The following is a 24438-nucleotide window of genomic DNA, read 5'->3' as shown; positions in this document are numbered from 1 at the left end:
ACGCGTTCACCATGCGGTGGACGTCCCCGCTTTCCCCGCTTTCAAGGTGTTACGGGATCACTTCGCTCCGACGTCGCTGCGGGCGCCAGCGATCCTGAAATGGTGGGTGACGATGCGACGACCGGAAACGGCGAAGAACTGGTCCTTCCGATCCTTCGTCCACAACCTGAGATCAGCACGGCATGCTGATCGTAAGCGCCTCGCCAAACGCATCCAGGCCTACTATCAGCGCACCTGCCACGACGGCAGCAGCACGGACTCCTTCTGGGCTCAGATCGACGATGGTCCGCGCGGCGATGCGCACCGTGTGCTGTTGAGCGGAACGACCGCCGAGGTCGCCGCCCTGCTGGCCAATCCGGCCGGCAATTCCCTCTTCTACGGCTTCGAAAGTCTGTACGCGGAGCAGAACCAGAGGCTCCGGAGCGACCCGAAATACCGCGCCGCCGACATCCAGCAGACGAGCGACCACCTCCTGACCCTGGCCTCCGCGCTCGGCGCCCCGGCTTCTGACGTGCCGGCGGCGGTCGAGGCCGTCGCCGGGGCCTTCGGCGCCCCCCTTGCCTTCCCCAACCCCTATCCGAACGAGATCGGCGTGGAGAGCCCGCGGGGGATCATCTCCTACCGCCCCCTCCAGGCCATCTACCAGGCCAAGCGGCTGCAGCACCACGGCGCCGCGTCGGCGCTGGAGATCGGCGCGGGCCTCGGCCGCACCGCCTACTACGCCCACCAGCTCGGGATCACCGACTACACCATCGTCGACCTGCCCCTCACCAACGTCGCCCAGGCCTACTTCCTGGCCGTGACCCTGGGCGAGGACGTCGTGAGGCTGCACGGCGAGCCGGGGTTCGAACGGCGCGGCGGCGTCCGGATCGCGCCGCCGTCCTGGCTGGCCGCCAGCACCGACCATTTCGACGTCGTCCTGAACGCGGATTCCATGACCGAAATGTCCATAGGAACCGCCCGCGACTATCTCGACCAGATCTCCGGCCGCTGCCGCGTCTTCCTGTCGATGAACCAGTCGATCGACCACGCCATCAACCCGTTCTCGATGGCGCAACTCTTCGCCGAGCGGGATTGGCGGGCCGACAGCTCCCCCTACCCGATGAGGCCGGGATATTTCGAAGAGGTCGTGGACCTGTCGGCCGTCGCGCCGGTCGCCGCCCCGGACTTGCGAGCCGTGGAAGCTTGAAGGCGATGAAGGGAGGTGGAGGCCCGGCCCGGAATCGAACCGGGGTGCACGGATTTGCAATCCGCTGCGTCACCACTCCGCCACCGGGCCATCCGGGTCAACGCAAGGAGCGTCGGCGAAGAGGTCGGTTCGAATACAGGAGCCCGTCGGCCTAGGCAATGGCCATGATGGCTGGGTTCAACAGGTCTTTTCCAGCAGCAGCGCCTTGGTCAGGAACGCCTGGTCGCTCGCGGCCACGCTCAACCCCGCCGCGCCAAACAGGGCCGGCAGGTCGGTCTCGGCGTAGGTCGAGTAGTAGGGCTCGTGGAAATAGGCCGGAAAGGCCTCCAGCAGGCGCGACAGGTCCGGCTCGTCGGCCGGCTGCACCGAATCGGCGAAGGCCAGCACCCCGCCGGGCTTGAGCACCCGGGCGATCTCGGCGGCCACGACAGGGCGCACCCGGGGCGGCAGTTCGTGGAACAGGTAGACGCAGGTCACCGCGTCCAGGCTGGCGTCGGCGAACGGCAAGGCCTCGGCGTTGGCCTGGACCCCGCCCCGGCCCGAGCGGCTGCGGGCGGCGGCCAGATAGGCGCGCGACAGGTCCAGGCCCGCGATGGCGGCCCGCGGGAAGGCCGCGCCGAGATCGCCGAGGAACGCGCCCGACCCGCAGGCCAGGTCGACCAGCTTCAGCCCGCGCTGGTCCTTGCCGCGCCAGTGGCGCGCCAGCAGCGACAGGGCCCGGCGGCGCATCGCCCCGGCCGCGCCGGAGAACAGCGCCTCGACCTGGGCCTCGTAGCGCCGGGCGCTGGCGTCGGTGAACCAGCCGCCGGACTGGAAGTGGAAATTCTGCCGGTAGTAGTTGGGATAGCCTTCGCTCTCGGGCGTTTCGCGCACCTCGACGCCGTCGCCCCGGCGACGGCGCTGGTCGACGGCGCGGGCGTCGGCGATCACGTCGAGCGCCTCGCGGAAGGCCTCGGCCGGATTGCCCGAACCGCCGTCGAACGGCGGATAGAGGCCGGCGGCCACGTCGGCGGCGTCCTTCTCGAACGCGGCCAGATAGGCCTTGCGCAGCCGGGCGGTCGAGACCGGCGGCCCCTGCGGCTGGAACTTGACCTTGGCTTCGCCCCGGGTCGGCTGGGCCAGGGCGCGCGTGACGCTCCCGGCGGCGGTCCACCAGGCGGCCTTGACCGCCGCCTTGGCGCGCTGGCTGGCGCCGTCCAGGGCGAAGGCGCTCCGGCTCTTGGGAACGTCTTCCCGGGGTTCGCCCGCCTTGCCGGATCGTTCGTCCAATGGGCCTCTCCCAGATGGTCGCTCCGGACGGCCGAAACCGTCCTAGCGCGAGAACACCCCCACCAGCTCAATATGCGGCGACCACAGGAACTGGTCCACCGGCAAGACCCGCTCCAGGCGGAAGCCGGCGTCGACCAGGATCTTGGCGTCGCGGGCGAAGGTGGCGGGGTTGCACGACACGCCGACCACGCGGGCCACCTTGGACTTGGCGATCTCGACGTGCTGCTCGAAGGCCCCGGCGCGGGGTGGGTCCAGCACGGCCACGTCGACCTTGTTCAGCTCGGTCGACAGCATCGGCCGGCGGGTCAGGTCGCGGGCCTCGGCGGTGATCGCCTTCAGGCCCGTCGCCGTGCCCAGCGCGCCCTTCAGGGCCGCGATGGCCGGGGCGGAACTGTCGGCGGCGTGGACGCCGGCGATCTCGGCCAGGCGGAAGGTGAAGGTGCCCACGCCGCTGAACAGGTCGACGACCTTCGACGCGCCCTGGGCCGCCTCGACCGCGAAGTCGACCATGGCCTTCTCGGCCTGGGGCACGGCCTGCAGGAAGCTGCCGGCCGACAGGGAGACGATGGCCGGGCCCAGCTTCACCATCGGCTGGCGGGCCATGTAGATCATCTCGCCGGCCATGGTGACCCGGGCGAAGTCGTACTCGCCGGCGATCATCGCCGCGCGCACCCGGGCGTCGGCCGACAGGCCGCCGCTCTTGGCCTCGACGCCGGTGATGTCGATGTCCAGGCCCGTGGCGGTCAGGGTCACGTGCAGGGTCGGGGCCGACTTGGGATGCTCCAGGAACGGCGCGGCCAGGCGGGCCAGGCTCGGGAAGGCCGCCACCAGCTTGGGATGGGTCACCGGGCACTGCTCGATGCGCACCAGGTTCCACGAGCGGCGCTCCTTGAAGCCCAGCCGCGCCCCGCCCTTCCCGCCCCGGGCGTGCAGGGCGACGCGGCGGCGCGAAGCCGGCGGCGAGGCGAAGGTCGGCAGGATCTCGGTCTCCAGTCCTTCGCGGGCCAGCTGGAACCGCACCTGGTCGCGCTTCCACTCCAGATACGGCGCGGCGTCCCAGTGCTGGAAGGCGCAGCCGCCGCAGACCCCGAAATGCGGGCACGGCGGGGCCACGCGCTCGGGGCTGGGCTCCAGCACCTCGACCAGTTCACCGCGGGCGCCGGCCATTTCGGCGGTGATCAGCTCGCCGGGCAGGGTCAGGGGGACGAAAGAGCCCTCGGCGATGCCGTCGCCCTGGGCGCCGACCGCCTGGATCCTCAGTTCACGCATAGAAAGTCCAATTCGCGGGGCGGAACCTTCACCGGGTCCGGCCATTTCAGGTGGTGATTTTGGGGACGCGGACGCCCGCCATGCCCGCGCCACGATCGACGCCGACAAGCTTTCGGACGCTCAATAGCGCATTCGAAGCGAATGCGCGTGAACGAAGATGAACGGGTCGCTCAACAGCCGTTCATCAAGGACTTGGCAGTTTACGTCGGAAAGGCGGGTCCCAGCATCGGCGCGGACTCGGTCGGAGGAGTTTTCAAGATGTTCAAGACCGTTCTCGGCGTCGCCGCCGCGGCCACCCTGGTCGGCGCGCTGGCCCCGACGATGGCCTCGGCCCAGGCCTACGGCGCCTATGGCTCCGGCGGCGCCTATGCCGGCGGCGGCAACTACGACAGCAACGGCTACTACTACGATCCCTGCCGCCGCAGCACCACGCAGCGCGGCACGGGCGGCGGCCTGGCCGGCGCCGGCATCGGCGCGGCGATCGGCAGCGGCGTGGCCGCCAAGGGCGCCCGCACCGAAGGCGCCGTGCTGGGCGGCCTGCTGGGCGCCATCGCCGGCTCGGCCATCGGCCGCAACTCGGCCGCCTGCAGCCCGGGCGCCAACCCGCCTCCGCCCCCTCCCCCGACCTACGGCCAGGGCGCCTACAACAGCTACGACCAGGGCTATGACGAGCGCTACGGCGGCGGCCGCTACGAGGACAGCCGCTACGGCGACCGTCGCGACGGCTACACCTCGGAGTCCGAGCGCGCCTATGGCGTGGCCGACAGCAAGTCGGACGCCAACGGCTGCACTCTGGCCGAAAGCCCGATCTACCTGCCCGACGGCCGCACCCAGAAGCGCTTCGTCCGCGTCTGCCCGGACGCCTCGGGCCGCTACCAGGTCGTCGACTAAGACACCCGATTTCTCATTCGATCATCTTGGGGCCGTTCACCTAGAGGTGGACGGCCTTTTCTTTGCGCCTTCAAAAAAACCGCTCATCCCGGCGAATGCCAGGATGAGCGGTTGAAAACCTAGCCCTTCACCGCCCACAGCAGGTGCTCGACCTGTCCGTCGCCGCCGGTGATCGGGCTGGGGGCCACGGCCTTGACCGTCCACCCCGCCGCCTCGACGAAGGCCCGGACCTGGGCGATGCAGTCGGCGATGACCTCGGGGTCCTTCACCAGGCCGCCCTTGCCCACCCGGTCGCGGCCGGCCTCGAACTGCGGCTTGATCAGGGTCACCAGGTCCGCGCCCGCCGCCGCCAGGTCCAGGGCCACCGGCAGGCATTTCTCCACCGAGATGAAGCTGACGTCGCTGACCACCAGGCCCGGCGTCTCGTCCAGATGGCCCTCGTCCAGCGTCCGGGCGTCGACGCCCGACAGGTCGACCACGCGCGGGTCGGCGGCGAGGCGCGGATGCAGTTGCTCGCGGCCGACGTCGACGGCGTAGACCTTAGCCGCGCCCTTCGACAGCAGCACCTCGGTGAAGCCGCCGGTCGAGGCCCCGACGTCCAGGGCGATCCGGCCTTCGACCGCGATCGGCCAAAGGTCCAGCGCATGCGCCAGCTTCAGGGCGCCGCGCCCCACCCAGGGGTGGGCGGCGACCCCTTCCAGCACGGCGGTCTCCTCGATCTCCTGCGAGGGCTTGGTCACGACCTTGCCGTCGGCCTTGACGGCCCCGGCCTCGATGGCGGCGCGGGCCTTGGCCCGGCTATCGAACAGGCCGGTCTCGACCAGCAGGATGTCGGCGCGTTTGCGTGTCATCCGGGGGCTGTAGCACGACTTGCGGAGCGGACGCCCTTGGGTTCACAGTGATCACTGATCACCGACGCACCCTAGACGTCGGGACAGGGAACCCAAAAAGGGGGAAACGCATGATGTCCAGACGCGAAGGCCTGGTGGCCGGCGCCGCCACGATCGCCGCCGCCGCATCCGACGCCGCAGCCAAACCCGCCGCCTCCGCGCCCTGGGCGCCCGACGCCGTCGAGATCGCCGGCCGTATCCGCCGCAAGGAGGTCAGCGCCCTGGAGGTGACCGAAAAGGCCGTGCGCGACGCCGAGGCGCTGAACCCCAAGCTGGGCTTCCTGGTCACGCCGGACTTCGACCGCGCCATCGACAAGGCCAAGCGGCTGGACGCGGCAACGGCCCCGCCGGCCGCCCCCTTCGCGGGCGTGCCGTTCCTGGTCAAGGACCTGGACGACTATGTGGGTCTGCCCACCTACAGCGGCTCGCGCGCCATGCTGCGCAACCCGCCGGCGAAGACCCAGCCGGCCTATATCGACTGCTTCGACAAGGCGGGGCTGATCGTCATCGGCAAGTCGTCGACGCCGGAATACGGCTTCCTGCCCACCACCGAGCCGGAAGGCTTCCCGCCGACCCGCAACCCCTGGAACCCGGAACGGTCCAGCGGCGGATCGTCCGGCGGCGCGGCCGTGGCGACGGCGGCCGGGGTGGCGCCCTTCGCCCACGCCAGCGACGGCGGCGGCTCGATCCGCATCCCCTCGTCCAACTGCGGCCTGTTCGGGCTGAAGGTCTCGCGCGGCCGCCAGGTCCCCGGCCGTGAGCCCATGCGCGGCGTCGACCTGTCGGTCGCCCACTGCGTCAGCCGCAGCGTCCGCGACAGCGCCACCCTGCTGGCCGCCACCGAGCGCCACGGCGCCGACCAGGTGTTCCCGCCCGTCGGCCTGGTGACCGGCCCCGACACGCGCCGGCTGCGGGTCGGCCTGGTGGTCAACACCATGCTGGGCGCCCAGCCGAACGCCGAGGTCCGCGCCGCCGCCGAGAACGCCGGCAAGCTGATGGAATCGCTGGGCCACAAGGTCGAGCCGACGACCTGGCCGGTGGACGGGCCCGCCTTCGCCCAGAACTTCCTGGCGCTGTGGGCCAGCGGCGCGGCCGAGCTGGTCAACGCCGTCGCCCAGGCCATAGGCCGCAAGCCGGACGACAGCCTGCTGGAGCCCTTCACCCTGGCCATGGCCGAGCTGGTCGGCCAGATGCCGCCCGACGGCCTGCGCAAGGCCGTGGCCGATCTCCAGGCGGCCGGCCAGGCCTATGACCGCTGGCTCGACCGCTATGACGTGATCGTCTCGCCGGTCCTGGGTTCGCCGCCAGTCCCCCTGGGCTGGGTGTCCGGGACGGTCGACATCCCCCACCTGACCGAGCGCCTGAACGCCTATGTGGGCTACACCACCCTGCACAACGTGGCGGGCGCGGCGTCGATGAGCGTGCCGCTGCACTGGACGGCCGACGGGCTGCCGGTGGGCGTCCAGTTCGCGGGCCGGGCGGGGGCGGAGAAGACGCTGCTGCAGCTGGCCTACGAGCTTGAGGCGGCCCAGCCCTGGGCGGGGCGCAAGCCGCCCGTTAGCGCCTGATCCGCGGTCAGGCCCCGGCTTCGCGCCTGGCGCGCACGTCCCGCAGGATGTCGCGCACCAGGTCGAAGTCGATCGCGTCCAGCTTGCGGTAGCGGATGCAGCTCTTGCCGCAGTCGACGCCGGCCAGGCGGTCGGCGAACCGCGCCACAGCGGTCTGGCCGGCATAGAAGGCGATGTACTGCTTCTGGTCGTTGAAGGCGACGACCGGCGCGCCCGGCGGACCGTAGCCGGGCATGCCGTAGCTCATGCCTTCGGGCCAGCCGGCCAGCTCCTCGCGGCACAGGGCGCGTAGCCGCTCCAGGGCCGGCCGGCGCTCGTCGCCGACCTCGGCCATGAAGGCGTCGACGCTCGCCGCTTTCGACTGGACCATCGCCGCCTCCAGATAGAGGCGTTCGCCTATCCCTCGACGAACACCTTCTTCAGCTCGTTCTTCATGATCTTGCCGTTGGCGTTGCGCGGCAAGGTCTCGGGCCAGAACACCACCTTCACCGGCACCTTGAAGGCTGCCAGACGGTCGGCGACGAAGGCGCGCAGCTCGGCCTCGTCGGCGTGGGCGCCGGGCTTGAGGGTCACCACGGCCGCCGGCTCCTCGCCCAGGGTCTTGTGCGGGATGCCGACCAGGGCCGCGTCCATCACCGCCGGGTGGTCGTACAGAACGTTCTCGACCTCGACGCAGTAGATGTTCTCGCCGCCCCGGATCAGCATGTCCTTGGCCCGGTCGATGATGTAGCAGAAGCCCTCGTCGTCCAGCCGCGCCAGGTCGCCGGTGCGCACCCAGCCGTCGATGAAGGTCTGGGCGGTGGCCTCGGGCTTGTTCCAGTAGCCCTTCACCACCTGCGGCCCTTTGCACCACAGCTCGCCGACCTCGCCGATCGGCAGCTCGCGATACGGCGCCTCGACCGTCATGATCTTCAGGTCGGTGACCGGCACGGCCGGGCCGCAGCTGTCGGGACGGTTCTCGTAGTCCTCGGCCGAGTTGCTGGTCGCGGTGGCCGAGGTCTCGGTCATGCCCCAGCCGTTGCCCGGCAGCGACTTGGGCCAGATCTCCTTGATCTTGCGCACCAACTCGGGCGCCGAGGGCGCGCCGCCGTAGGCCACGGTCTCCAGCGACGACAGGTCGTAGTTGCCCCGGCTGGGATGCTCGATGATCTGCCAGGCGATGGTCGGCACCCCGCCCATCTGGGTCAGCTTCTCGTCCTGGATCAGCTGCATGGCCTTTTCCGGATCCCACTTGCGGATCATGGCCAGCTTGGCGCCGCCGAACAGCGACGGGTTCATCACCGCGAAGCAGCCGGTGGCGTGGAAGAACGGCACCGAGATCAGCGAGCCCTTCTGCGGCAGGCTGGGATCGGGCTGGGGCGGCGCCTCGCCGCGGCGCAGGAAGCTGCGGGCGCTGGCGGCGGCGGCGGCGAAGATGTTGCTGTTGACGGCGCGGTGGGTGGCCAGGGCGCCCTTCGGCTTACCCGTGGTGCCGGAGGTGTAGAAGATCGTCGCGTCGTCCTCGGGACCCAGGGCGATGGTCGACAGCGGCTTCTCGTCCAGCTTGATCCAGTCGTTGGGACAGCCGATCACGGTCTCCATCCGCTTGACGTAGGGATGGGCGATCTCCTCCCTGGAGCGGCTGACATAGACGCGCTTCAGGTCGGGGCAGTTGTCGAAGTGCTCGGCCAGGCGCTCGAAGCGCTCGACGTCCATGATCGCCACGGTCGCGCCGCTGTCGGTCAGGCCGTATTCCAGTTCCTGGCCGGTCCACCACGCGTTCAGCGGGGTCAGGATCGCGCCGATCGACAGGCCCGCATAGAAGGCCACCGGCCATTCGGGCAGGTTGCGCATGATCAGGGCGACCCGGTCGCCCTTCTTGACGCCGGCCGCTTCCAGCTCGGCGGCGAACACGGTCACGGCGCGGTAGAAGGCCTCGAAGCTGACCCGCTCGTCCTCGTGGACCAGATAGATCTTCTCGCCGTGCGCGCGGCCCATCATCAGGGTGTCGCGAAGCGTGGGCGGGCAGTTCTTCCAGACCCGGGTCTTCACGCCCCGGATGTCGATCTCCTCCATCTCGCCGGGCGAGCCGGGGGCGGTGATCATGGCGTAGGCCTGCTTCACCGACATGGCGGGCCAGGGGATCGAGGGGGTGGGCGCGCCAGTTGAAGCGGATGCGGCCTGGGTCATCGTTACTCTCCCGGTGTGTGGTCGCGCTTCGCTGGACGAGCACGTTTCCCCAGCGACAAAGCACAGCCCGAAGCGGGATGCAAACGTCTGTTCGAACATAAGGGAACAATGATTACTTAGAGGTCGATCTTCGCTGTGGAAGGAGCTCGTGACGACGCGACTTCGCGCTCTCACGCGGAAAGCCGCTGAGCTGATGGGGAGGCGCGGAGCGGGCCGGGCTTCGCCCGGAGACCGTGAGGTTGTGTTTGCGTTTCGGCTTGGCTCGACCGCTCCGCGGAACCGTTCTTCTCAAGGGACGGCGACTGAGGGCCTGTTTCATCCCGATCGACGTTCCCCCTCGGGCGGGCAGGATCAGGTCGCCCGGAAGGGGCCGTCGGCGACTCCGACTGATCCTGGAACAGGCCGGTTTGAACCTCCCGGCCCCGTCGACCCTTGCCGTCCAGCGTTCGCCCGTCCCGGGCCTTGAGACCTTCTGAGCCCCGCTTCCCGCAACGATCCGCCCGCCGGGCCGGCTCGGCCCCGCTCGGTTCCATCCCCATCGCCTGCTTGGGCCGGTACCAAGAGCCCTCCCCGTGATGGTGACGGGTCTGATTGTGCGGGAGGTTTCAATACTGGCGCGTCGGTGACGCTGCTTTTTCTTCAGGGCGTTGACGTTGCTGGTGTTTTCCTCGCCGCTGGCGGGGATAGACGCGGCTCGCTCCCGCGCGCGGGGACATGCCCTCGCGGCGTGTCCCCAAGTCCAGGCGCGGCGCTAGCTGATGGGGACACGCCGCAAGGGCATGTCCCCGGCCCGCGCTCGCCCCACCGCCCGTCATCCTCGGACTTGTTCCGAGGACCCCTGCTTCAGCCGCGAAGAAGGACGATCGATGGAGCGGCGAGATCGCGGCCTCCCCCAACCGACAAACCCGCCGACAGAGGGGGTCCTCGGAACAAGTCCGAGGATGACGGTTGAAAGGCGGGGCTCTTCACGCCGAAGGCCCGCCAAGCTGCGGCCTTGCCCCCCTCCCGGTATCGCCCTACCTCAGGTCCGCAAACCGGGAGTCGTCGAATGCGTCCGTGGATCTCCAGCCTCGCCCTCGCCGCCGCCCTGCTGGCGACCACGCCGGGCCTGGCCGCGCCGCTGCCCGTTCCTGTCGCCGCCGCGCCCGACGCGGCCCTGGCGGCGCGGCTGGACAAGGTGGTCGACACCGCCCTCGCCGAGCAGCGGCTGGTCGGGACGGTGGTGCTGGTCGCCCGCGACGGCAAGGTCGTCTACCACCGCGCCGCCGGCCTGGCCGACCGCGAGGCCGGACGTCCCATGAAGGAGGACGCGGTCTTCCGCTATTCGTCGGTCACCAAGCCCTTCGTCAGCATGGCGGTGATGAAGCAGGTCGAGGACGGCGTGCTGAACCTGGACGATCCGGTGACCAAGTGGCTGCCGGACTTCAAGCCGAAGCTGGCCGACGGGACGACCCCGGTCATCACGATCCGCCAGCTCCTGACCCACACCAGCGGCCTGACCTACGGCCTGGCCGAGCCGCCGTCGCACCCGTACCACACGCTGGGCGTCTCGGACGGCATCGACCTGTCCGGCGTCACCCTGGACGAGGACCTGCGCCGCCTCTCCCAGGCGCCCCTGGCCTTCCCGTCCGGCTCGGCCTGGCGCTATTCCCTGGCCATCGACGTCCTGGGCGCGGTGCTGGAGAAGGCGACCGGCAAGCCCCTGCCCCAGGTGGTGGCCGAGACCGTGACGGGGCCGCTGGGCCTGGCCGATGCCGGCTTCGTCGCCCGCGACCCGGCCCGGCTGACGGCCGCCTATGTCAACGCCCAGCCCGCGCCCAAGCGGATGACCGACGGCAACCAGGACGTCCCGATCGGCCCGACCGCCATCCGCTTCTCGCCCAGCCGCGCCCTGGACAAGACCGCCTTCCCGTCCGGCGGCGCGGGCATGGTCGGCACGGCCGGCGACGTCCTGACCCTGCTGGAGACCGTCCGCCAGGGCGGCGCCCCGATCCTGAAGACCTCGACCGTGGCGCAGATGACCAAGGACCAGGTCGGCCAACAGGCCAAGACCCAAGGTCCCGGCTGGGGCTTCGGCTATGGCTGGGCGGTGCTGGACGATCCCGCCGCCGGCAAGACCCCGCAAGCCGCCGGCACGATGGCCTGGGGCGGGGTCTACGGCCACAACTGGTTCGTGGACCCGCAGAACCGCCTGACCGTGGTGATCATGACCAACACCGCGTTCGAGGGCATGAACGGCCCCTTCACCAAGGAAGTCCGCGACGCTGTCTACGGACGCTGAGGCCTCGCGCCGCGCTTCCGCTGGAGGCTTCCCGGGCGTATCGTGCGAAGGTCGCCGTCACGCACGGCGCGGCCGTTGGCTCAGGGACCCTCGGCCTCGTGGAGAGGTCCAGATGAAGATCGTTCTGACAGCGCTCGCGTCCGTCAGCCTGCTGGCGATCGCCCTCGCCCCGGCGCAGGCCGACGCCCAGTCGCGCGGCGGCCGTGGCGGCGGCGGATATCACGGAGGCGGCGGCGGCCATGGCGGCGGCTACCATGGCGGTGGCGGCGGCTATCGCGGTGGCGGCGGCTACCACGGCGGAGGCGGCTACCGGGGCGGCGGATACGGCGACTATCGTGGCGGCTACGGCCGCGGGTACGGCGGCTATTGGGGCGCCGGCTATTGGGGCGGCGTTGGGCTGGGCCTGACCCTGGGCGCGGCCTATTCCTACCCCTACTGGTACGGCGGCTATCCGGGCTATTACTACGCCTATCCCAGCTACTACAGCGCCCCGCCGGTCGTCATCGAGCGGTCCGAGACGGTCTATCACGACCGCTACGACGGGCCGCCGACCTACAGCGACGAGCCGGGCGCGCGGGACGAAGCGCCCTCGCCGGCGTGCGGCGCCTGGTCCTGGAACGCCGCCAACGACCAGTACGACTGGGTTCCCTGCAATGGCGCGCCGACCCCCAGCGCTCCGAGCGCCCGGAGCGCTCCTGCCCAGCCGCCGAGCAGCGCCCCGTCCAAGGGCGGCTGGAGACCGCCCAGCGAACCGCGTTCAAACCCCGACCCATTTTGACCGCATCAGCGTCCCGCCGACGCCCCAAAGTCACGCCAGCGTAACGGGGCGTCGGGGGGAGACGCTATTTTTGCAAGATGGGAACCCCATGCGTTCAATTCTGACTCTCGGCGCCGCCGCCCTGGCGATCGCCTTCGCCGCCCCTGCCCTGGCCCAGACCGCCGCCCCGGCTCAAGATCCGGCAGCGGCCGCCGCACCGGCCTCCGCCGCCGCGGCCGTCGCCGCCGGCCAGCCCGTCAAGGACAACACCGGCGCGGTCATCGGCTCGGTCACCGAGGTCAAGCCGGACGCCACCGGCAAGTCGATGGCCACCATCAAGATGGACGACAAGACCTTCGCCGTGGACGTCAAGAACCTGGCCGTCCAGGACGGCGCCACCGTGATCAACGCCAGCAAGGCCGAGATCGAAGGCATGCTGGGCGTGAAGAAGTAGCCGGCCTTTCGTCGGGGATGCGCACCCGCGCATCCCCGATCGGATTCAACGCTTCGCCGAGATCAGCACACGCCCACGCGCGCCGATCTTCACGGGCCGCACGGGCGACATGCTGGAATTGCGGGGATAGCGCGTCCCGTCGAACTTCAGGGCGACCTCATGCGGTTTCAGACCGCCGCCGCCCACCCATACACCGATGTCGCGCCAGCCGTGGCTCGAGCTTGAAAGCATCCGGATCGGCGCCCGGGTGATCGTCGTGTCCATGATCGCCTTCGGACCGGTCGGCCGGCGCTGCAGGACCAGAAGCTTGCAGCCGCCGCTTCCACAGAAGTCTCGTGTTTCCACGTACGCGACGATCTCTCGCTCGCCGTCACCGTTCAGGTCCACCTCGATGACGCGATAGTCCTTGTCGGAGGCCGGCGGCAGGTTGTCGCTTCCGTAGGTCGCGACGAGATAGTCGACCACCACCCGCCGGGCTTCCGACGCCAGGGCGGGCGACGTTGCGAGCCCCGGGACGAGCAGGCCAGCGACGAGCAGAGTCCTGCGAACAGCCGTCGCGGTCGGTCGTGACCAACGCGCGGACGGCCCTCCGATCACCCCACCGCCTCGAGCCGCGCGAGCGCGGCTTCCAGCTTGGCCTTGGCCGCTTCGGCCTCGGCGAGGCGCTCGCGGTTCTCCTCGACCACCTCCTCCTTGGCGCGGGCCAGGAAGTCGGGGTTGTTCAGCTTCTTGCCGGTCTTCTCGATCTCGCCGACGTGGCCGGCGATCTCCTTGGCCAGGCGCGCCTTCTCGGCCGAAAGGTCGATGAACTCGGCGATGGCCAGGGCGCCGGTCGCCTCGCCCAGCACGATCGGGACCGAACCAGCCGGCGCCGCGTCGGCCTCGCGGGCGCTGTCCAGGCGCGCCAGGGTCAGCAGCAGGTCGCGGTGGCGGGCCAGGCGGGCCTTGGTCTCGGCGTTGGCGCCGATCACCGACAGCGGCGGCTTGGCCGACGGCGGCACGTTCATCTCGGCGCGGATCGAGCGGATCTCGCCGACCGTGTCGACCAGCCAGCCGATCTCGGCCTCGGCTTCCGCGTCGATCCAGCTCTCCGGCAGCTGCGGCCACTGCTCGACGATCAGCATGCCCGTGCGGGGCGCGCCGAACTCGGCGGTCTTGTCCCACAGCTCCTCGGTGATGAACGGCATGACCGGGTGCAGGAGCTTGAGGATCACGTCCAGGGCCCAGGCGGCCGTGGCGCGGGTCTCGGCCTTGGCCTCGGCGTCGTCGCCGTTCAGGATCGGCTTGGCCAGCTCCAGGTACCAGTCGCAGAACACGTTCCAGATGAACTTGTAGAGCGCGTCGGCGGCGGCGTCGAAGGACGGGGCTTCCAGGGCCGCCGTCACCTTGGCGACGGTCTTGACCGTCTCGCCGCGGATCCAGCGGTTGATCGGCTGCTGGACGGTCGACGGGTCGAAGCCCTCGACGCGGACGCACTCGTTCATCTGGGCGAAGCGCGAGGCGTTCCACAGCTTGGTGCCGAAGTTGCGATAACCCTCGATGCGCTGCTTGGAGAGCTTGATGTCGCGCGCCTGGCCCGACATCGCCGTCATGGTGAAGCGCACCGCGTCGCAGCCCAGTTCGTCGATCAGGATCAGGGGATCCATCACGTTGCCCTTGGACTTGCTCATCTTGGCGCCCTTCTCGTCACGGACGAGGGCGTTGATGAACACCTGCTTGAACGGGACTTCGCCCATGAAGTGGATGCCCATCATCATCATCCGGGCGACCCAGAAGAAGATGATGTCGAAGCCGGTGACCAGGGTGCTGGTCGGGTAGAAGCGTTGCAGGTCGTCGGTCTTCTCGGGCCAGCCCAGGGTCGAGAACGGCCACAGGGCCGAGCTGAACCAAGTGTCCAGCACGTCCTCGTCGCGCTTCAGGACCGGCGCCTCGTCGCCGTAGTGCAGGATGGCGGCGGCCAGGGCCTCTTCCTCGGTCTCCTCGACGAAGATGTGGCCGTCCGGACCGAACCAGGCCGGGATGCGGTGGCCCCACCACAGCTGGCGCGAGACGCACCAGGGCTCGATGTTGCGCAGCCACTCGAAGTAGGTCTTTTCCCAGTGCCGGGGCTCGAAGACCGTCGCGCCCTCCTCCACCGCCTTCAGGGCCGGCTGGGCCAGGGTCTTGGCGTCGACGTACCACTGGTCGGTCAGGTAAGGCTCGATGACCACGCCCGAGCGGTCGCCGTGCGGGACCATGTGCTTGGTCTTCTCGATCTCGCGCAGCCAGCCGTCTTCCTCGGCGCGGGCGACGATCTGCTTGCGGGCGACGAAGCGGTCCAGGCCGCGATAGGCTTCCGGGACCTCGTCGTTCAGGCGCGCGTCGGGCGTCAGGATGTTGATGGCCGGCAGGCCGTGGCGCTTGCCCACGCCGAAGTCGTTGAAGTCGTGGGCCGGGGTGATCTTGACCGCGCCCGAGCCCTTGGTCGGGTCGGCGTAGTCGTCGGCGACGATCGGGATGCGGCGGCCGACGATCGGCAGGATCACGTCCTTGCCGACCAGGTCCTTGTAGCGCTCGTCCGACGGATGGACGGCCACGGCGGTGTCGCCCAGCATCGTCTCGGGACGCGTGGTGGCCACGACGATGAAGTCGCGGGTCTCGAATTCGGTCGGCTTGCCCTCGTCGTCGAAGGCGACCGGGTACTGGAAGGTCACGCCGTCGGCCAGCGGATAGGCGAAGTGCCAGTAGGCGCCGTCGACCTCCTTCTGCTCGACCTCGAGGTCGGAGATGGCGGTCTGGAACTGCGGGTCCCAGTTGACCAGGCGCTTGTCGCGATACAGCAGCTTCTGCTTGTAGAGCTGGACGAACACCTTGCGGACGGCGGCCGACAGGCCCTCGTCCAAGGTGAAGCGCTCGCGCGACCAGTCGCAGCTGGCGCCCAGGCGGCGCAGCTGGTTGGTGATGGCGCCGCCGCTCTCGGCCTTCCATTCCCAGACCTTCTCGACGAAGGCCTCGCGGCCCATCTCGCGACGGCCGATGTTGCCGGCGGCGGCCAGCTGGCGCTCGACGACCATCTGGGTGGCGATGCCCGCGTGGTCGGTGCCCGGCAGCCACAGGGCCGACTTGCCGCGCATGCGGTGGAAGCGCGTCAGCACGTCCTGCAGCGTGTTGTTCAGGGCGTGGCCGATGTGCAGCGAGCCCGTCACGTTCGGCGGCGGGATGACGATCGTGAACGTCTCGGCGTTCGGGTCCTCGCTCGGCTTGAAGGCCCCGGAGGCCTCCCAGGCGGCGTACAGACGGGGCTCGACGGATTTGGGATCGAAGGTCTTTTCAAGCATGGCGCTGGGGATATGCCATCTGCGGCCGCCGGGCGAAACCTTGGGCCTTGGTTCATCTGGGATTTTTAGACGGAAAAAGGCGGCCGCCGGAGCGACCGCCTTATCCATGTCTTCGTCATCGCCCCGTCCGCGGACGGGCGATGACGTCGGTTATACGCTGCGGCCGCGGGCGATGCGGTGGACTTCTTCCTCGACCTTGGTCTCGACGATGCGCGGCAGGTTCTGGTCCAGCCACTCCTTGAGCAGCGGGCGCAGCAGTTCGCGCACGACGTCTTCCAGGGTGCGGCCGTCCTTGGGCATCAGCAGGGCCGAGCTCAGGCTGCCGAAGGCGGTGGCGGCCAGACTGGCGGCGTGGTCGCCCACCAGGTTGTCGGCCACTTCGTCGCGCGAGAAGCCCTGGATCGGTTCCGGCTCGGGCGCCGGAGGCGGCGGCGGGGCGGGTTCCGGCTCGGGCTCGGGCTTGTAGACGTCGATGTCGCCCATGGTCTCGACCGGCGCGGCCGGTTCGATCGGGTCGGTCAGCTCCAGGACGTCGTCCTCGGCCGGCGCTTCCTCGACGGCGGGAGCGGCTTCCGCTTCCGGTTCGGGCGCCGCAGCGGCCTCCGCCGGCGCGTCATCTTCCGAGATGATGCGTCGAATGGAGGCGAGGATCTCCTCCATCGTCGGTTCTTGGGGGCTCTGGTCGGACATGTGGGGGCCGTCTCGAAAGGGTACGAATCCTGGAGCGCCCAAGCGGGGCGCTTAGCGCGATGGTGCAGACTTGCGCCGGTTAAGCAAGCTCAAGCATCACCGACGCTTCAATTCGCCCTATTTGCCGGCCGCCGGCGTCGAGGCCTCGGGAGCCTTCTTCAACACCGGCGACGGGGCGCCGACCTTGTCGATCCCCCGCACGACGGGCTCCCACGGCACCCAGCCGAACGAATGGTTGACCTTGTCGTACGACTTGACCGGGTCGTAGCGCGGGACCTCGGGGGCCAGGTTGGCGACGTTCAGCACGCCCATGGCCTGCAGGACGCTGGCGCTGGCCACGTATTCGTCGCGACGGGCCACGACCAGGGCGACCTCGGCGTTGGCCAGTTCCAGCTGGGCGTTCAGGACGTCCAGGGTGGTGCGCAGGCCGACCTGCTGCTCCTGGCGCACGCCTTCGAAGGCGATGCGGGTGGCCCGGACCTGTTCCTCGTTCGACACCAGGTTGGCGCGCGAGGCCAGCAGGTTGTTCCAGGCGGTCGAGATCTGCTGCAGGGCCTGGCGCTGCGCGCCCTCCACCGCGATGCGGGCGGCGTTCTCGCGTTCCTTGGCGGCGCGCACCTGCGAGCTGTTGAGGCCGCCGGTGAACAGCGGCACCGAGGCGGTCAGCGAGGCGGTGTAGCCGCGGTTGTAGTCGCCGAAGTCGCGGCCGGTGCCGTTGGTGCGGGTCGCGTCGGTGTCGAAGCCCGCGCGGGCGCCGACCGTCGGCAGGAAGGCGGCCTTGGCCGCGGCGACGCGGGCCGCGGCGGCCTGCTCGGTGTAGCGGGCAGCCTGGATCGACGGGTTGTTCTGGTCGACCAGGTCGAAGGCCTGCTCGACGCTGCTGGGCAGCAGGGCGGCCAGGGACGGCTCGGGCGCCAGGTCGGTGGGGTTCTGGCCGACCACGGCGGCGTAGGCCGCGCGGCTGGCGGCCAGGATGGCCTGGGCCGACGACAGGCTGGCCTGGGCCGAGGCCAGGCGGGCCTCCGACTGGGCCACGTCGGTGCGGGTGATCTCGCCGACCTCGAAGCGCGCCTTGGACTCTTCCAGCTGGCGGTTCAGGACGTTGACGTTCTCCTGGGCGATGCGCAGGCGTTCCTGGTCGCGGCGCACGTCGACATAGCTCTGGATGACGTTGCCCAGCACCGACTGCTCGACGCTGCGCAGGTCCTCGCGGCCGGCCAGCACGTCGGCCTCCGCGGCGGTCAGGTTGGCGTTGGCCCGGCCGCCCGTATAGAGCGGCTGCGTCAGGGCCAGGCTGGCCCCGCTGCCGCTGCCGGTGGTGTGGTCGCGGGTGACGATCTGGTTGCCAACAACCGTCGTCACCGGGTTGGCCAGGTCCGTGCGCGACACCGTGGCGTCGGCCGTGGCGTTCAGCGTCGGGCGGAAGGCGGTCTTGGCCTGGACCACGCCCTCGTCGGTGACCCGCTGGCTGGCGCGCTGTCCCTGCAGGGTGGGGTTGGTCTGATAGGCCAGGGCCAGGGCGTCCGCCAGGGTCTCGGCCTGGACGGCCGAAGCCAGGCCCGCGACCAGACCCAGGCTGCAAGCGGCGGCCAGCAAAGCGGCCCGACGGCTGTTCGACATCAAGTTCATTCCCCACGAAACCCCCCGGCCCGAGACCCGGGCCAGAGACTTGCTCAGATCAGGCGCGACGCCCGCACCCTATATGATCGGCTGTAAGGCGAGAGACCATAGGCCGCTAGTTAAGCTTTTTTCACGCAGACGTTGCGTTCTAGTTTCTGGACCGGAAGTCGTCAGAACGCAAAGCCCCGTTCGACGGCGAAACCGGCCAGCAGCGGCGGGGTGGCGTCGAACACGGCGCGACGGCCGACGCCGTCCTCGGCCTGGACGTAGATCACGGCGCGACCGACCGGACCGTCGCGCTCGATCACCGCCAGGCGGCCGCCCTGGGCCAGGGCCTTGGTCCAGCTGGCCGGAGCCCGCGGCACGGCGCCTTCGCAGATGATCACGTCGTAGTTCCCGCCGGGCACGGCGGTCAGGTCGTCGGCGTCCAGGCGGGTGACCTGCACGCCCATCTGCTCCAGCACGGCGGCCGCGTAGGGCGCGGCGATGGCCAGGGCCTTGTCGCCCTCGCGCGGACGCAGGTGCTGCAGCAGCTTGCCCACCTCGCGCGGGCGCAGCAGCCAGCGGCCGGGCGCGTATTCGACGTCGGCGTCGGCATAGGCCAGATAGCCCTTGCCGGCCGGGACCAGGGTCTCGCGCGGCACGACGCGCAGGGCGTCCTGCAGGGGCAGATCGGTGACATCGGCCGTGCGGATCTGGCTTTCGACCATGTTCAGGCGCGCGGCGGCGAAATCGGAGCTCATGGAATCCCTCGGGGGGCTGGATACTTCAGGGCGCTTATAGGTCCGGCGCTCGGGTCTAGGCAATCGAGGCTTTACGTCGCCGCGCCCATTCCGGAGCGGCGGCTACCATCGCCGATAGCCCGCCACCTTGGCCGCGAAGGCCTCGGCGTCCTCGTGGCCGCCCCAGTCGCCGATGGCCGGGGCCAGGGAGGCGGCTTCCAGCAGCTGGCGCTGGGCGTCCTTGTAGCGGGCGGCGCGGGCGTAGCGGGCGGTGTCCAGGATCATGGCCCGCAGCAGCAGGGTCGCGGCCAGCGGATGGCGGCCCTCGATGGCGCGGGCGGCCGGCTCCAGCAGCTCGGGACGGTCACCGTCCAGGTCGCCCCAGCGGCGCAGCACCAGCCGCGCGGCGCGGTCCCAGGCCGGCCAGCGGACCAGGAAGTCCAGGGCGGCGTGGAGGTCGTGGAAGTCCTCGGCGTGGGCCAGGGCCTTGTCCTCGGCCTCGACGTCGTCGAAATCCGGCAGGCGCTTGAGGTAGTCGCGCAGGCGCTCCACCGACAGGCCGCGCTCGAAGCTGGTCCAGCGCATGTCCTGGGCCAAGTCGCCCTGCCCCCTCGCCTCCAGCACCTCGATATAGGCGTCCTCCCAGTCCAGCGCGCCCGGGCCGGGCATCGTCGGACGCCCCAGCACGGTCCCGACCAGCTGGGCGAACGAGCCGGGCGTCGAGCGGTCGAGGGCGGCCACCGCCTCGTCATGGCGTCCCGCCGCCGTCAGCCGCCGGGCGATCTGGGCCCCGATCGGCGGCAGCACGGCCTGGGACTCGGTGAACTGGGCGACATAGCCGTCGACGTCGCCCTGGGCGTCGGCCAGCACCTGGACCGCGGCCTTCAGCGCGCCGCTGACCCGCTTCTGCGAGGCCATGGTCGTCTCGACCCGCGCCCGCAGCCCCGCGACGCCCTCGGCGCCCAGGGCCGGCAGGGCGTTCTTCAGGGCCCGCGGCCCAAGACCGGCGCGGCCGTGCAGCAGCAGGTCAAGCAACTGATCCCCCAGCGCCCTCGGATCGGCCAGGGCCAGGGGCGCGATCGCCGCCAGGTCGTCGACGGCGGCGTCGAACACCGCCTCGACCTCGCCCTTGGCGTCGGCGGTGCGGTGCGACACCCCCTCGGCCAAGGCCAGGAACCGCAGCATCATCGGCAGGGACAGGGCGGCGTCCAGTTCGGTCAGCCGGCCCGCGATCAAAGCGCGTTGCATGTCCAGTTCGCGCACGAACTCCTTGTGCTTGCGCCAGTGGATGCGCGAGCGGGCGTCGGCGACGGTGTCGATGCGCTTGGCCAGTTCGGCGGCCAGGTCGTCGGGACCGATCTCGCCGGCCAGCTCCAGGCGCAGCCGGCGCTTGATCTGGGCGTGGCCCTCGGCGACGTCGATCAGCAGTTCGGCCAGCCGCTCCGCGCCCAGGGCCGCCAGATTGGCGGCCGTCAGGGTCTTGCGCGATCCCGTACGCTTCACCGTCGCCAGCGGAGTTCTCCCGTCCGTGTCCGTCCACCGGCGGCGAGTCGCCGGTTTGGCCGACCTTCCTTTAGCACGCCGATCCGGCTGGGTCCGCGCGGCCTGCGGCGCCCGAGCAACACTCTACAAACGTCAGTGGTTTCAACGGGCTCCGCCGGGAACGCGAAGTCGTCGACCGAGTTGAATCGGCGTTCAGAGGACGTGTGGTGATGGCCAGGGGTTGGGCGAGATCGGGAGCGGCGGCCGTCGCCTTGGCCGCCCTGTGCCTCGGCGCGCCGGCCCTGGCCCAGACCTGCCGCGCGCCCGCCCCGGCGGTGGGCCGGATCGTCACCGGGCCCGTCCTGCACGTCATCGACGGCCGCACGCTCTGCATCGCCCAGGGCCCCACGCCCGACCACTGGATCCCGCTGCGGATCAGCCCCAACGCGCCCGTCCTGCCGGTCGACCGCGAACGCCTGATGGCCGCGACCTTCTCCCAGTCCCTGACCTGCCGGATCACGGGCGGCCAAGGTCCCGTGAAGATCGCCAGCTGCACGCTCGCCGGGCGCTCGCTGGAGGCCCTGCTGACCGAGCCGGCCACGATCACCCAGGCCAAGAGCTGGCGCTGACGCTCCTTAAGCCGAACGCTTGAAAGGCGCGGCCGGACAATGGGTTCGCAGGAACTCCTCATGGCTGGGCAGGGTCGCCACGAAGTCGGCCAGCAAGGGGGCGGACTTGTCCATCAGGTTCATGATCACGCTGAGCGGGATGCGATCGACCAGCTGCTGGTAGCGCTGGGGCCGCACGCCCATGCCCTCCATCACCGACTGCCAGCTGGCCGCCCGGAACATGTCGTCGACCCCGTCGCGCAGCACCCCCGCGGCCTTGAACAGGGCGATGCGCTCCTTGAGGCTCTGCGGCGGATCCACCTTCTGGTAGTCGCGCCAGAACGGCGTGTCCTCGCGCCGGGTGGTCACGTAGTGCAGGACGATGAAGTCGCGGATCTCCTCGTAGTCGGCGACCATGCGGCGGTTGTACTCGGCCGCCAGGGTCTGGTCGGCGTCCATGTCCGGCAGGAACCGCAGGAAGTAGTCCATGCCCTTGTAGATCAGGTGCAGGGCCGTGGACTCCAGCGGCTCGATGAAGCCGCATGACAGGCCGATGGAGACCACGTTCTTGACCCAGGGCCGCTCGCGCACGCCGGTCTTGAACGGGATGATGTTGGGGCCCAGCACGACCTCGCCCTGGATCTGGCTCATCAGGGTGGCGGTGGCCTCGTCGTCGCTGAGGTACTTGCTGGCGAAGACATAGCCGTTGCCCGCGCGGTGCTGCAGCGGGATGCGCCAGCGCCAGCCGAAGTCCTGGGCCTGGACCAGGGTGTAGGGATGGGGCGGGCCGAGGTTCTCGGTCTGGGCGACCACCGCGCGGTCGCACAGCAGCACGTCGCCCCAGTCGCGGAAGGGCTCGCCCAGGGTCTTGCCGATCAGCAGGGCGCGGAAGCCGGAACAGTCGATGAAGAAGTCGCCGGCCACCTCGCGGCCGTCCTTCAGGATCACCTTGGCGACGCCGCCGTCGGGCCGGGTGGCCACGTCGGTGACGATGCCCTCGGTGCGCTTGACGCCCCGCGCCTCGGCGAACTTGCGCAGGTACAGGCCCACCAGCCGCGCATCGACGTGCAGGGCGTAGTTGGCGTTGGCGATCATGGTCTTCTGCGCCGCGGCCGGCAGCATGAACTTGCCGGCCTTGGCCATCGCCGTGGCCGGGGCAAAGTCCTGCAGGTTCGACGGATGGCCGTTCTGTTTGGCCCGCAGCCAGCACTGGTAGAACTCGTTGACCTCCAACGGACCGCCGATCTGGCCGAACGGGTGGTAGTAGGTGTCGCCCTTCTCGAGCCAGTTCTCGAACCGGATGCCCAGCTTGAAGGCGGCCTGGGTTTCCTGAATGAATTCCTGCTCGTTGATCCCCAAGGTGCGGATCAGCTGGAGGAACGGCGGGATGGTGGATTCCCCCACGCCGATCGTGCCGATCTCCTCGGACTCGACCAGCTCGACCTCCGTCGGGCCGTTCTGGAAATAGTGGCTGAGCATGGACGCGCAGATCCAGCCGGCCGAGCCGCCGCCGACGATGACGATCTTGTTCAGGTGGGCCATCCGGGCGCTCCTACTCGGCCGCCACCGACTGGGGGCGGGCGTACTGTTCGATGAATTCGCCGTGGGTGCGGGTGGCCGCCACGGTCTCGGCCACGGCCTTGCGCATCCCGCCCAGGGCCTCCGACAGCTGTCCGGCGTCGAAGCCGTCCACGCTGAGGTCGTAGGTCTGGGGCAGCACGTCGAAGCCGGCGTAGATCGCCAGCCAGCTGGGCGGGGAGAACATCTCCCAGCGGTAGCGGACGAAATGCCCCTGGGCGCGCCAGAGGTCGGTTTTCTTCCGCAGGGTGTCGGGGACCGACATCTCGCGGCAGTGGGTCCAGAAGCCCGTCGGGTCGTCCATCCGCTTGTTGAGCTTGTAGTGCAGGATGATGAAGTCGCGGACACGCTCCATCTCCAGCCGCGACATCTCGTTGAACTCGTCCACCACCGCCGGGTCGAAGTCGCGGTTGGGGAACAGCTGCTTGATCTTCTCGATGCCCGTCTCGATCAGGGCGATGCTGGTGCTCTCCAGCGGCTCCAGGAAGCCCGAGGCCAGGCCCAGGGCGATGCAGTTCTTGTTCCAGGCCTTCAGGCGGCGGCCGGGGTGGAAGGCGATCTTGCGCGGCTCGTGCAGCAGGCGCTCGTCAAGGGCGCCGGTGAGGACCGCCCTCGCCTGCTCGTCGGTCGTGTGACGGCTGGAATAGACGTAGCCGTTGCCCCAGCGGTGCTGCAGCGGTATCCGCCAGCGCCAGCCGGCCTCATGGGCGGTGACGTCGGTATAGGGCGGCGGCGCGCCCTGCCCTTCGCTCTGCACGGCCATGGCCGCGTCGCACAGCAGCCACTGGCTCCAGTCCTCGTAGCCGGTCTGGAGGGCCTCCTCGATCAGCAGGCCGCGGAAGCCGGAGCAGTCGATGAACAGGTCGCCCTGGACGGTCGCGCCGGTGTCCAGCGACACGGACTCGATGAAGCCGTCCTCGGCCCGCAGGTTGGTCTTGACGATCCTGGCGTCGATGCGCCGCACGCCGTTCTGCTCGGCCACCTGGCGCATCAGCCGGGCGAACAGGCTGGCGTCGAAATGCAGGGCCCAGTCGAACACCGACAGGGTGGAGGGCGGATTGCGCGAGGGCGTGGTGAACTTGCCGGCCGCCGCCAGGCTGGCGCCCAGCGAATAGTCGCCGATCGGCGCGGCGTCGCCCAGGGCGCGCAGCCGCATCCAGTAGTGATGGAACGACACCCCGTTCAGGTCCTGGCCGTAGACGCCGAAGGGGTGGATGAACGACGAGCCCGGTTCCAGCCAGTCGTTGAAGCGGATGCCCAGCTTGCAGGTGCCGCCGGTGGCCCGCAGCACATCGATGTCGGACAGGCCCAGGGCCTGGTAGAAGCGGCGGATGGTCGGGATCGTCGCCTCGCCCACGCCGATCGTGCCGATCTCGGAAGACTCGATCAGGGTGATGCTCACCGGCGCCGCGCCGAAGTGCTGCTTCAGGCTGGCGGCCGCCATCCAGCCCGCGGTTCCCCCGCCGACGATGACGATGTCGCGGATGCGCCGGTCGCGCGCGCTGTCCTGCATGAGTGGCTCCCTGCCCTTTCGAAGCTCTCCGGCTCCTCGCCGCGGACGTCGACGCGCCCGTCTGATTTGCGATGCTAACCGCCCTGGACGGAAAAAGAAGCCGCCGTGACAGGGGTCACGGCGGCCCGCAGGGAAGGGTTGGAGGCGTCCCTCTGGATGAGGAACGTCAAG

Annotated in this window: 20 protein-coding genes and 1 tRNA gene; 7 read left to right on the top strand and 14 right to left on the bottom strand. The window is 70.0% G+C overall.

Annotation, left to right across the window (positions count from 1 at the left end; genetic code table 11):
• Positions 1-112 precede the first annotated feature (112 nt).
• Complete coding sequence (locus BR39_RS0114355) at positions 113-1189, top strand: hypothetical protein (RefSeq protein ID WP_156035773.1); 1077 nt, start codon at positions 113-115, stop codon at positions 1187-1189.
• 16 nt (positions 1190-1205) lie between these two features.
• Here BR39_RS0114355 and BR39_RS0114350 read toward each other — a convergent pair.
• From BR39_RS0114350 to BR39_RS0114340, 3 genes are all read right to left on the bottom strand, one after another.
• Positions 1206-1279 (bottom strand) — tRNA-Cys (locus BR39_RS0114350).
• Positions 1280-1366: 87 nt separating this feature from the next.
• Complete coding sequence (locus BR39_RS0114345) at positions 1367-2458, bottom strand: class I SAM-dependent methyltransferase (RefSeq protein WP_029913152.1); 1092 nt, start codon at positions 2456-2458, stop codon at positions 1367-1369.
• A gap of 42 nt (positions 2459-2500) precedes the next feature.
• The gene (locus BR39_RS0114340; protein WP_029913148.1) at positions 2501-3727 is read right to left on the bottom strand and encodes a class I SAM-dependent RNA methyltransferase; all 1227 of its coding nucleotides are present in this window, start codon (positions 3725-3727) and stop codon (positions 2501-2503) included.
• 258 nt (positions 3728-3985) lie between these two features.
• Between BR39_RS0114340 and BR39_RS0114335 the strand changes: the two genes are divergently transcribed.
• Positions 3986-4618 (top strand): hypothetical protein, encoded by a 633-nt coding sequence (locus BR39_RS0114335; RefSeq protein ID WP_029913144.1) that lies wholly within the window; start codon positions 3986-3988, stop codon positions 4616-4618.
• A 119-nt stretch (positions 4619-4737) separates the two neighbouring features.
• Here BR39_RS0114335 and BR39_RS0114330 read toward each other — a convergent pair whose 3' ends face one another.
• Positions 4738-5469, bottom strand: a complete 732-nt coding sequence (locus BR39_RS0114330) for a TlyA family RNA methyltransferase (RefSeq protein WP_029913139.1) — start codon at positions 5467-5469, stop codon at positions 4738-4740.
• 110 nt (positions 5470-5579) lie between these two features.
• On the opposite strand from BR39_RS0114330, the gene BR39_RS0114325 reads away from it, so the two are divergent.
• Positions 5580-7076: an amidase family protein gene (locus tag BR39_RS0114325; RefSeq protein ID WP_029913136.1), complete on the top strand. Its 1497-nt coding sequence runs from the start codon at positions 5580-5582 to the stop codon at positions 7074-7076.
• Positions 7077-7083: 7 nt separating this feature from the next.
• Here BR39_RS0114325 and BR39_RS0114320 read toward each other — a convergent pair whose 3' ends face one another.
• Positions 7084-7446 carry an iron chaperone gene (locus tag BR39_RS0114320; RefSeq protein WP_029913134.1) on the bottom strand — a complete coding sequence of 121 codons (363 nt, stop codon included), beginning with the start codon at positions 7444-7446 and terminating at the stop codon, positions 7084-7086.
• A gap of 26 nt (positions 7447-7472) precedes the next feature.
• Positions 7473-9245: a class I adenylate-forming enzyme family protein gene (locus BR39_RS0114315; protein ID WP_029913131.1), complete on the bottom strand. Its 1773-nt coding sequence runs from the start codon at positions 9243-9245 to the stop codon at positions 7473-7475.
• 1048 nt (positions 9246-10293) lie between these two features.
• Between BR39_RS0114315 and BR39_RS0114310 the strand changes: the two genes are divergently transcribed.
• The 3 genes from BR39_RS0114310 to BR39_RS0114300 all read left to right on the top strand — a co-directional run bounded on the left by BR39_RS0114310 (position 10294) and on the right by BR39_RS0114300 (position 12737).
• Complete coding sequence (locus BR39_RS0114310) at positions 10294-11526, top strand: serine hydrolase (protein ID WP_081916808.1); 1233 nt, start codon at positions 10294-10296, stop codon at positions 11524-11526.
• Positions 11527-11638: 112 nt separating this feature from the next.
• The gene (locus tag BR39_RS27370) at positions 11639-12304 is read left to right on the top strand and encodes a hypothetical protein (protein WP_051695719.1); all 666 of its coding nucleotides are present in this window, start codon (positions 11639-11641) and stop codon (positions 12302-12304) included.
• Positions 12305-12392: 88 nt separating this feature from the next.
• Positions 12393-12737: a hypothetical protein gene (locus tag BR39_RS0114300; protein WP_029913119.1), complete on the top strand. Its 345-nt coding sequence runs from the start codon at positions 12393-12395 to the stop codon at positions 12735-12737.
• Between the two features lie 45 nt (positions 12738-12782).
• Here the strand turns inward: BR39_RS0114300 and BR39_RS0114295 are convergent, their stop codons facing one another.
• From BR39_RS0114295 to BR39_RS0114270, 6 genes are all read right to left on the bottom strand, one after another.
• Positions 12783-13202 carry a hypothetical protein gene (locus BR39_RS0114295; RefSeq protein ID WP_156035772.1) on the bottom strand — a complete coding sequence of 140 codons (420 nt, stop codon included), beginning with the start codon at positions 13200-13202 and terminating at the stop codon, positions 12783-12785.
• Between the two features lie 128 nt (positions 13203-13330).
• On the bottom strand, positions 13331-16054 hold the full coding sequence (locus tag BR39_RS0114290; RefSeq protein WP_029913112.1) for a valine--tRNA ligase: 2724 nt from the start codon (positions 16052-16054) through the stop codon (positions 13331-13333).
• Between the two features lie 150 nt (positions 16055-16204).
• On the bottom strand, positions 16205-16744 hold the full coding sequence (locus BR39_RS0114285) for a DUF2497 domain-containing protein (protein WP_029913109.1): 540 nt from the start codon (positions 16742-16744) through the stop codon (positions 16205-16207).
• Positions 16745-16861: 117 nt separating this feature from the next.
• Complete coding sequence (locus tag BR39_RS0114280; protein ID WP_035018451.1) at positions 16862-18364, bottom strand: TolC family outer membrane protein; 1503 nt, start codon at positions 18362-18364, stop codon at positions 16862-16864.
• Between the two features lie 170 nt (positions 18365-18534).
• Positions 18535-19107: a protein-L-isoaspartate O-methyltransferase gene (locus BR39_RS0114275; RefSeq protein ID WP_029913103.1), complete on the bottom strand. Its 573-nt coding sequence runs from the start codon at positions 19105-19107 to the stop codon at positions 18535-18537.
• 102 nt (positions 19108-19209) lie between these two features.
• Positions 19210-20589: a DUF6880 family protein gene (locus tag BR39_RS0114270; RefSeq protein ID WP_029913100.1), complete on the bottom strand. Its 1380-nt coding sequence runs from the start codon at positions 20587-20589 to the stop codon at positions 19210-19212.
• A gap of 251 nt (positions 20590-20840) precedes the next feature.
• Here BR39_RS0114270 and BR39_RS0114265 point away from each other — a divergent pair, with 251 nt between their 5' ends.
• Complete coding sequence (locus BR39_RS0114265) at positions 20841-21197, top strand: hypothetical protein (protein WP_029913098.1); 357 nt, start codon at positions 20841-20843, stop codon at positions 21195-21197.
• A gap of 6 nt (positions 21198-21203) precedes the next feature.
• On the opposite strand, the gene BR39_RS0114260 is transcribed toward BR39_RS0114265, so the two are convergent.
• Together BR39_RS0114260 and BR39_RS0114255 are read right to left on the bottom strand one after the other, a co-directional pair.
• On the bottom strand, positions 21204-22718 hold the full coding sequence (locus BR39_RS0114260) for a tryptophan halogenase family protein (protein WP_029913096.1): 1515 nt from the start codon (positions 22716-22718) through the stop codon (positions 21204-21206).
• 10 nt (positions 22719-22728) lie between these two features.
• Positions 22729-24267 carry a tryptophan halogenase family protein gene (locus BR39_RS0114255; protein ID WP_029913094.1) on the bottom strand — a complete coding sequence of 513 codons (1539 nt, stop codon included), beginning with the start codon at positions 24265-24267 and terminating at the stop codon, positions 22729-22731.
• Between the last annotated feature and the right edge of the window lie 171 nt (positions 24268-24438).

The sequence above is a fragment of the Caulobacter sp. UNC358MFTsu5.1 genome (assembly GCF_000712075.1).
Lineage (GTDB): Bacteria > Pseudomonadota > Alphaproteobacteria > Caulobacterales > Caulobacteraceae > Caulobacter.
Note: the sequence above shows the minus strand (reverse complement) of the source record. Positions and strands in the feature narration are given on the sequence as shown.

What these genes read in the sequence shown, in the direction of transcription:
- BR39_RS0114355 (WP_156035773.1), top strand. Translation starts at nt 113, where the DNA reads ATGCGACGACCGGAAACGGCGAAGAACTGGTCCTTCCGATCCTTCGTC.
- BR39_RS0114340 (WP_029913148.1), bottom strand. Translation starts at nt 3,727, where the DNA reads ATGCGTGAACTGAGGATCCAGGCGGTCGGCGCCCAGGGCGACGGCATC.
- BR39_RS0114335 (WP_029913144.1), top strand. Translation starts at nt 3,986, where the DNA reads ATGTTCAAGACCGTTCTCGGCGTCGCCGCCGCGGCCACCCTGGTCGGC.
- BR39_RS0114330 (WP_029913139.1), bottom strand. Translation starts at nt 5,469, where the DNA reads ATGACACGCAAACGCGCCGACATCCTGCTGGTCGAGACCGGCCTGTTC.
- BR39_RS0114325 (WP_029913136.1), top strand. Translation starts at nt 5,580, where the DNA reads ATGATGTCCAGACGCGAAGGCCTGGTGGCCGGCGCCGCCACGATCGCC.
- BR39_RS0114320 (WP_029913134.1), bottom strand. Translation starts at nt 7,446, where the DNA reads ATGGTCCAGTCGAAAGCGGCGAGCGTCGACGCCTTCATGGCCGAGGTC.
- BR39_RS0114315 (WP_029913131.1), bottom strand. Translation starts at nt 9,245, where the DNA reads ATGACCCAGGCCGCATCCGCTTCAACTGGCGCGCCCACCCCCTCGATC.
- BR39_RS0114310 (WP_081916808.1), top strand. Translation starts at nt 10,294, where the DNA reads ATGCGTCCGTGGATCTCCAGCCTCGCCCTCGCCGCCGCCCTGCTGGCG.
- BR39_RS27370 (WP_051695719.1), top strand. Translation starts at nt 11,639, where the DNA reads ATGAAGATCGTTCTGACAGCGCTCGCGTCCGTCAGCCTGCTGGCGATC.
- BR39_RS0114300 (WP_029913119.1), top strand. Translation starts at nt 12,393, where the DNA reads ATGCGTTCAATTCTGACTCTCGGCGCCGCCGCCCTGGCGATCGCCTTC.
- BR39_RS0114290 (WP_029913112.1), bottom strand. Translation starts at nt 16,054, where the DNA reads ATGCTTGAAAAGACCTTCGATCCCAAATCCGTCGAGCCCCGTCTGTAC.
- BR39_RS0114285 (WP_029913109.1), bottom strand. Translation starts at nt 16,744, where the DNA reads ATGTCCGACCAGAGCCCCCAAGAACCGACGATGGAGGAGATCCTCGCC.
- BR39_RS0114280 (WP_035018451.1), bottom strand. Translation starts at nt 18,364, where the DNA reads ATGTCGAACAGCCGTCGGGCCGCTTTGCTGGCCGCCGCTTGCAGCCTG.
- BR39_RS0114275 (WP_029913103.1), bottom strand. Translation starts at nt 19,107, where the DNA reads ATGAGCTCCGATTTCGCCGCCGCGCGCCTGAACATGGTCGAAAGCCAG.
- BR39_RS0114260 (WP_029913096.1), bottom strand. Translation starts at nt 22,718, where the DNA reads ATGGCCCACCTGAACAAGATCGTCATCGTCGGCGGCGGCTCGGCCGGC.
- BR39_RS0114255 (WP_029913094.1), bottom strand. Translation starts at nt 24,267, where the DNA reads ATGCAGGACAGCGCGCGCGACCGGCGCATCCGCGACATCGTCATCGTC.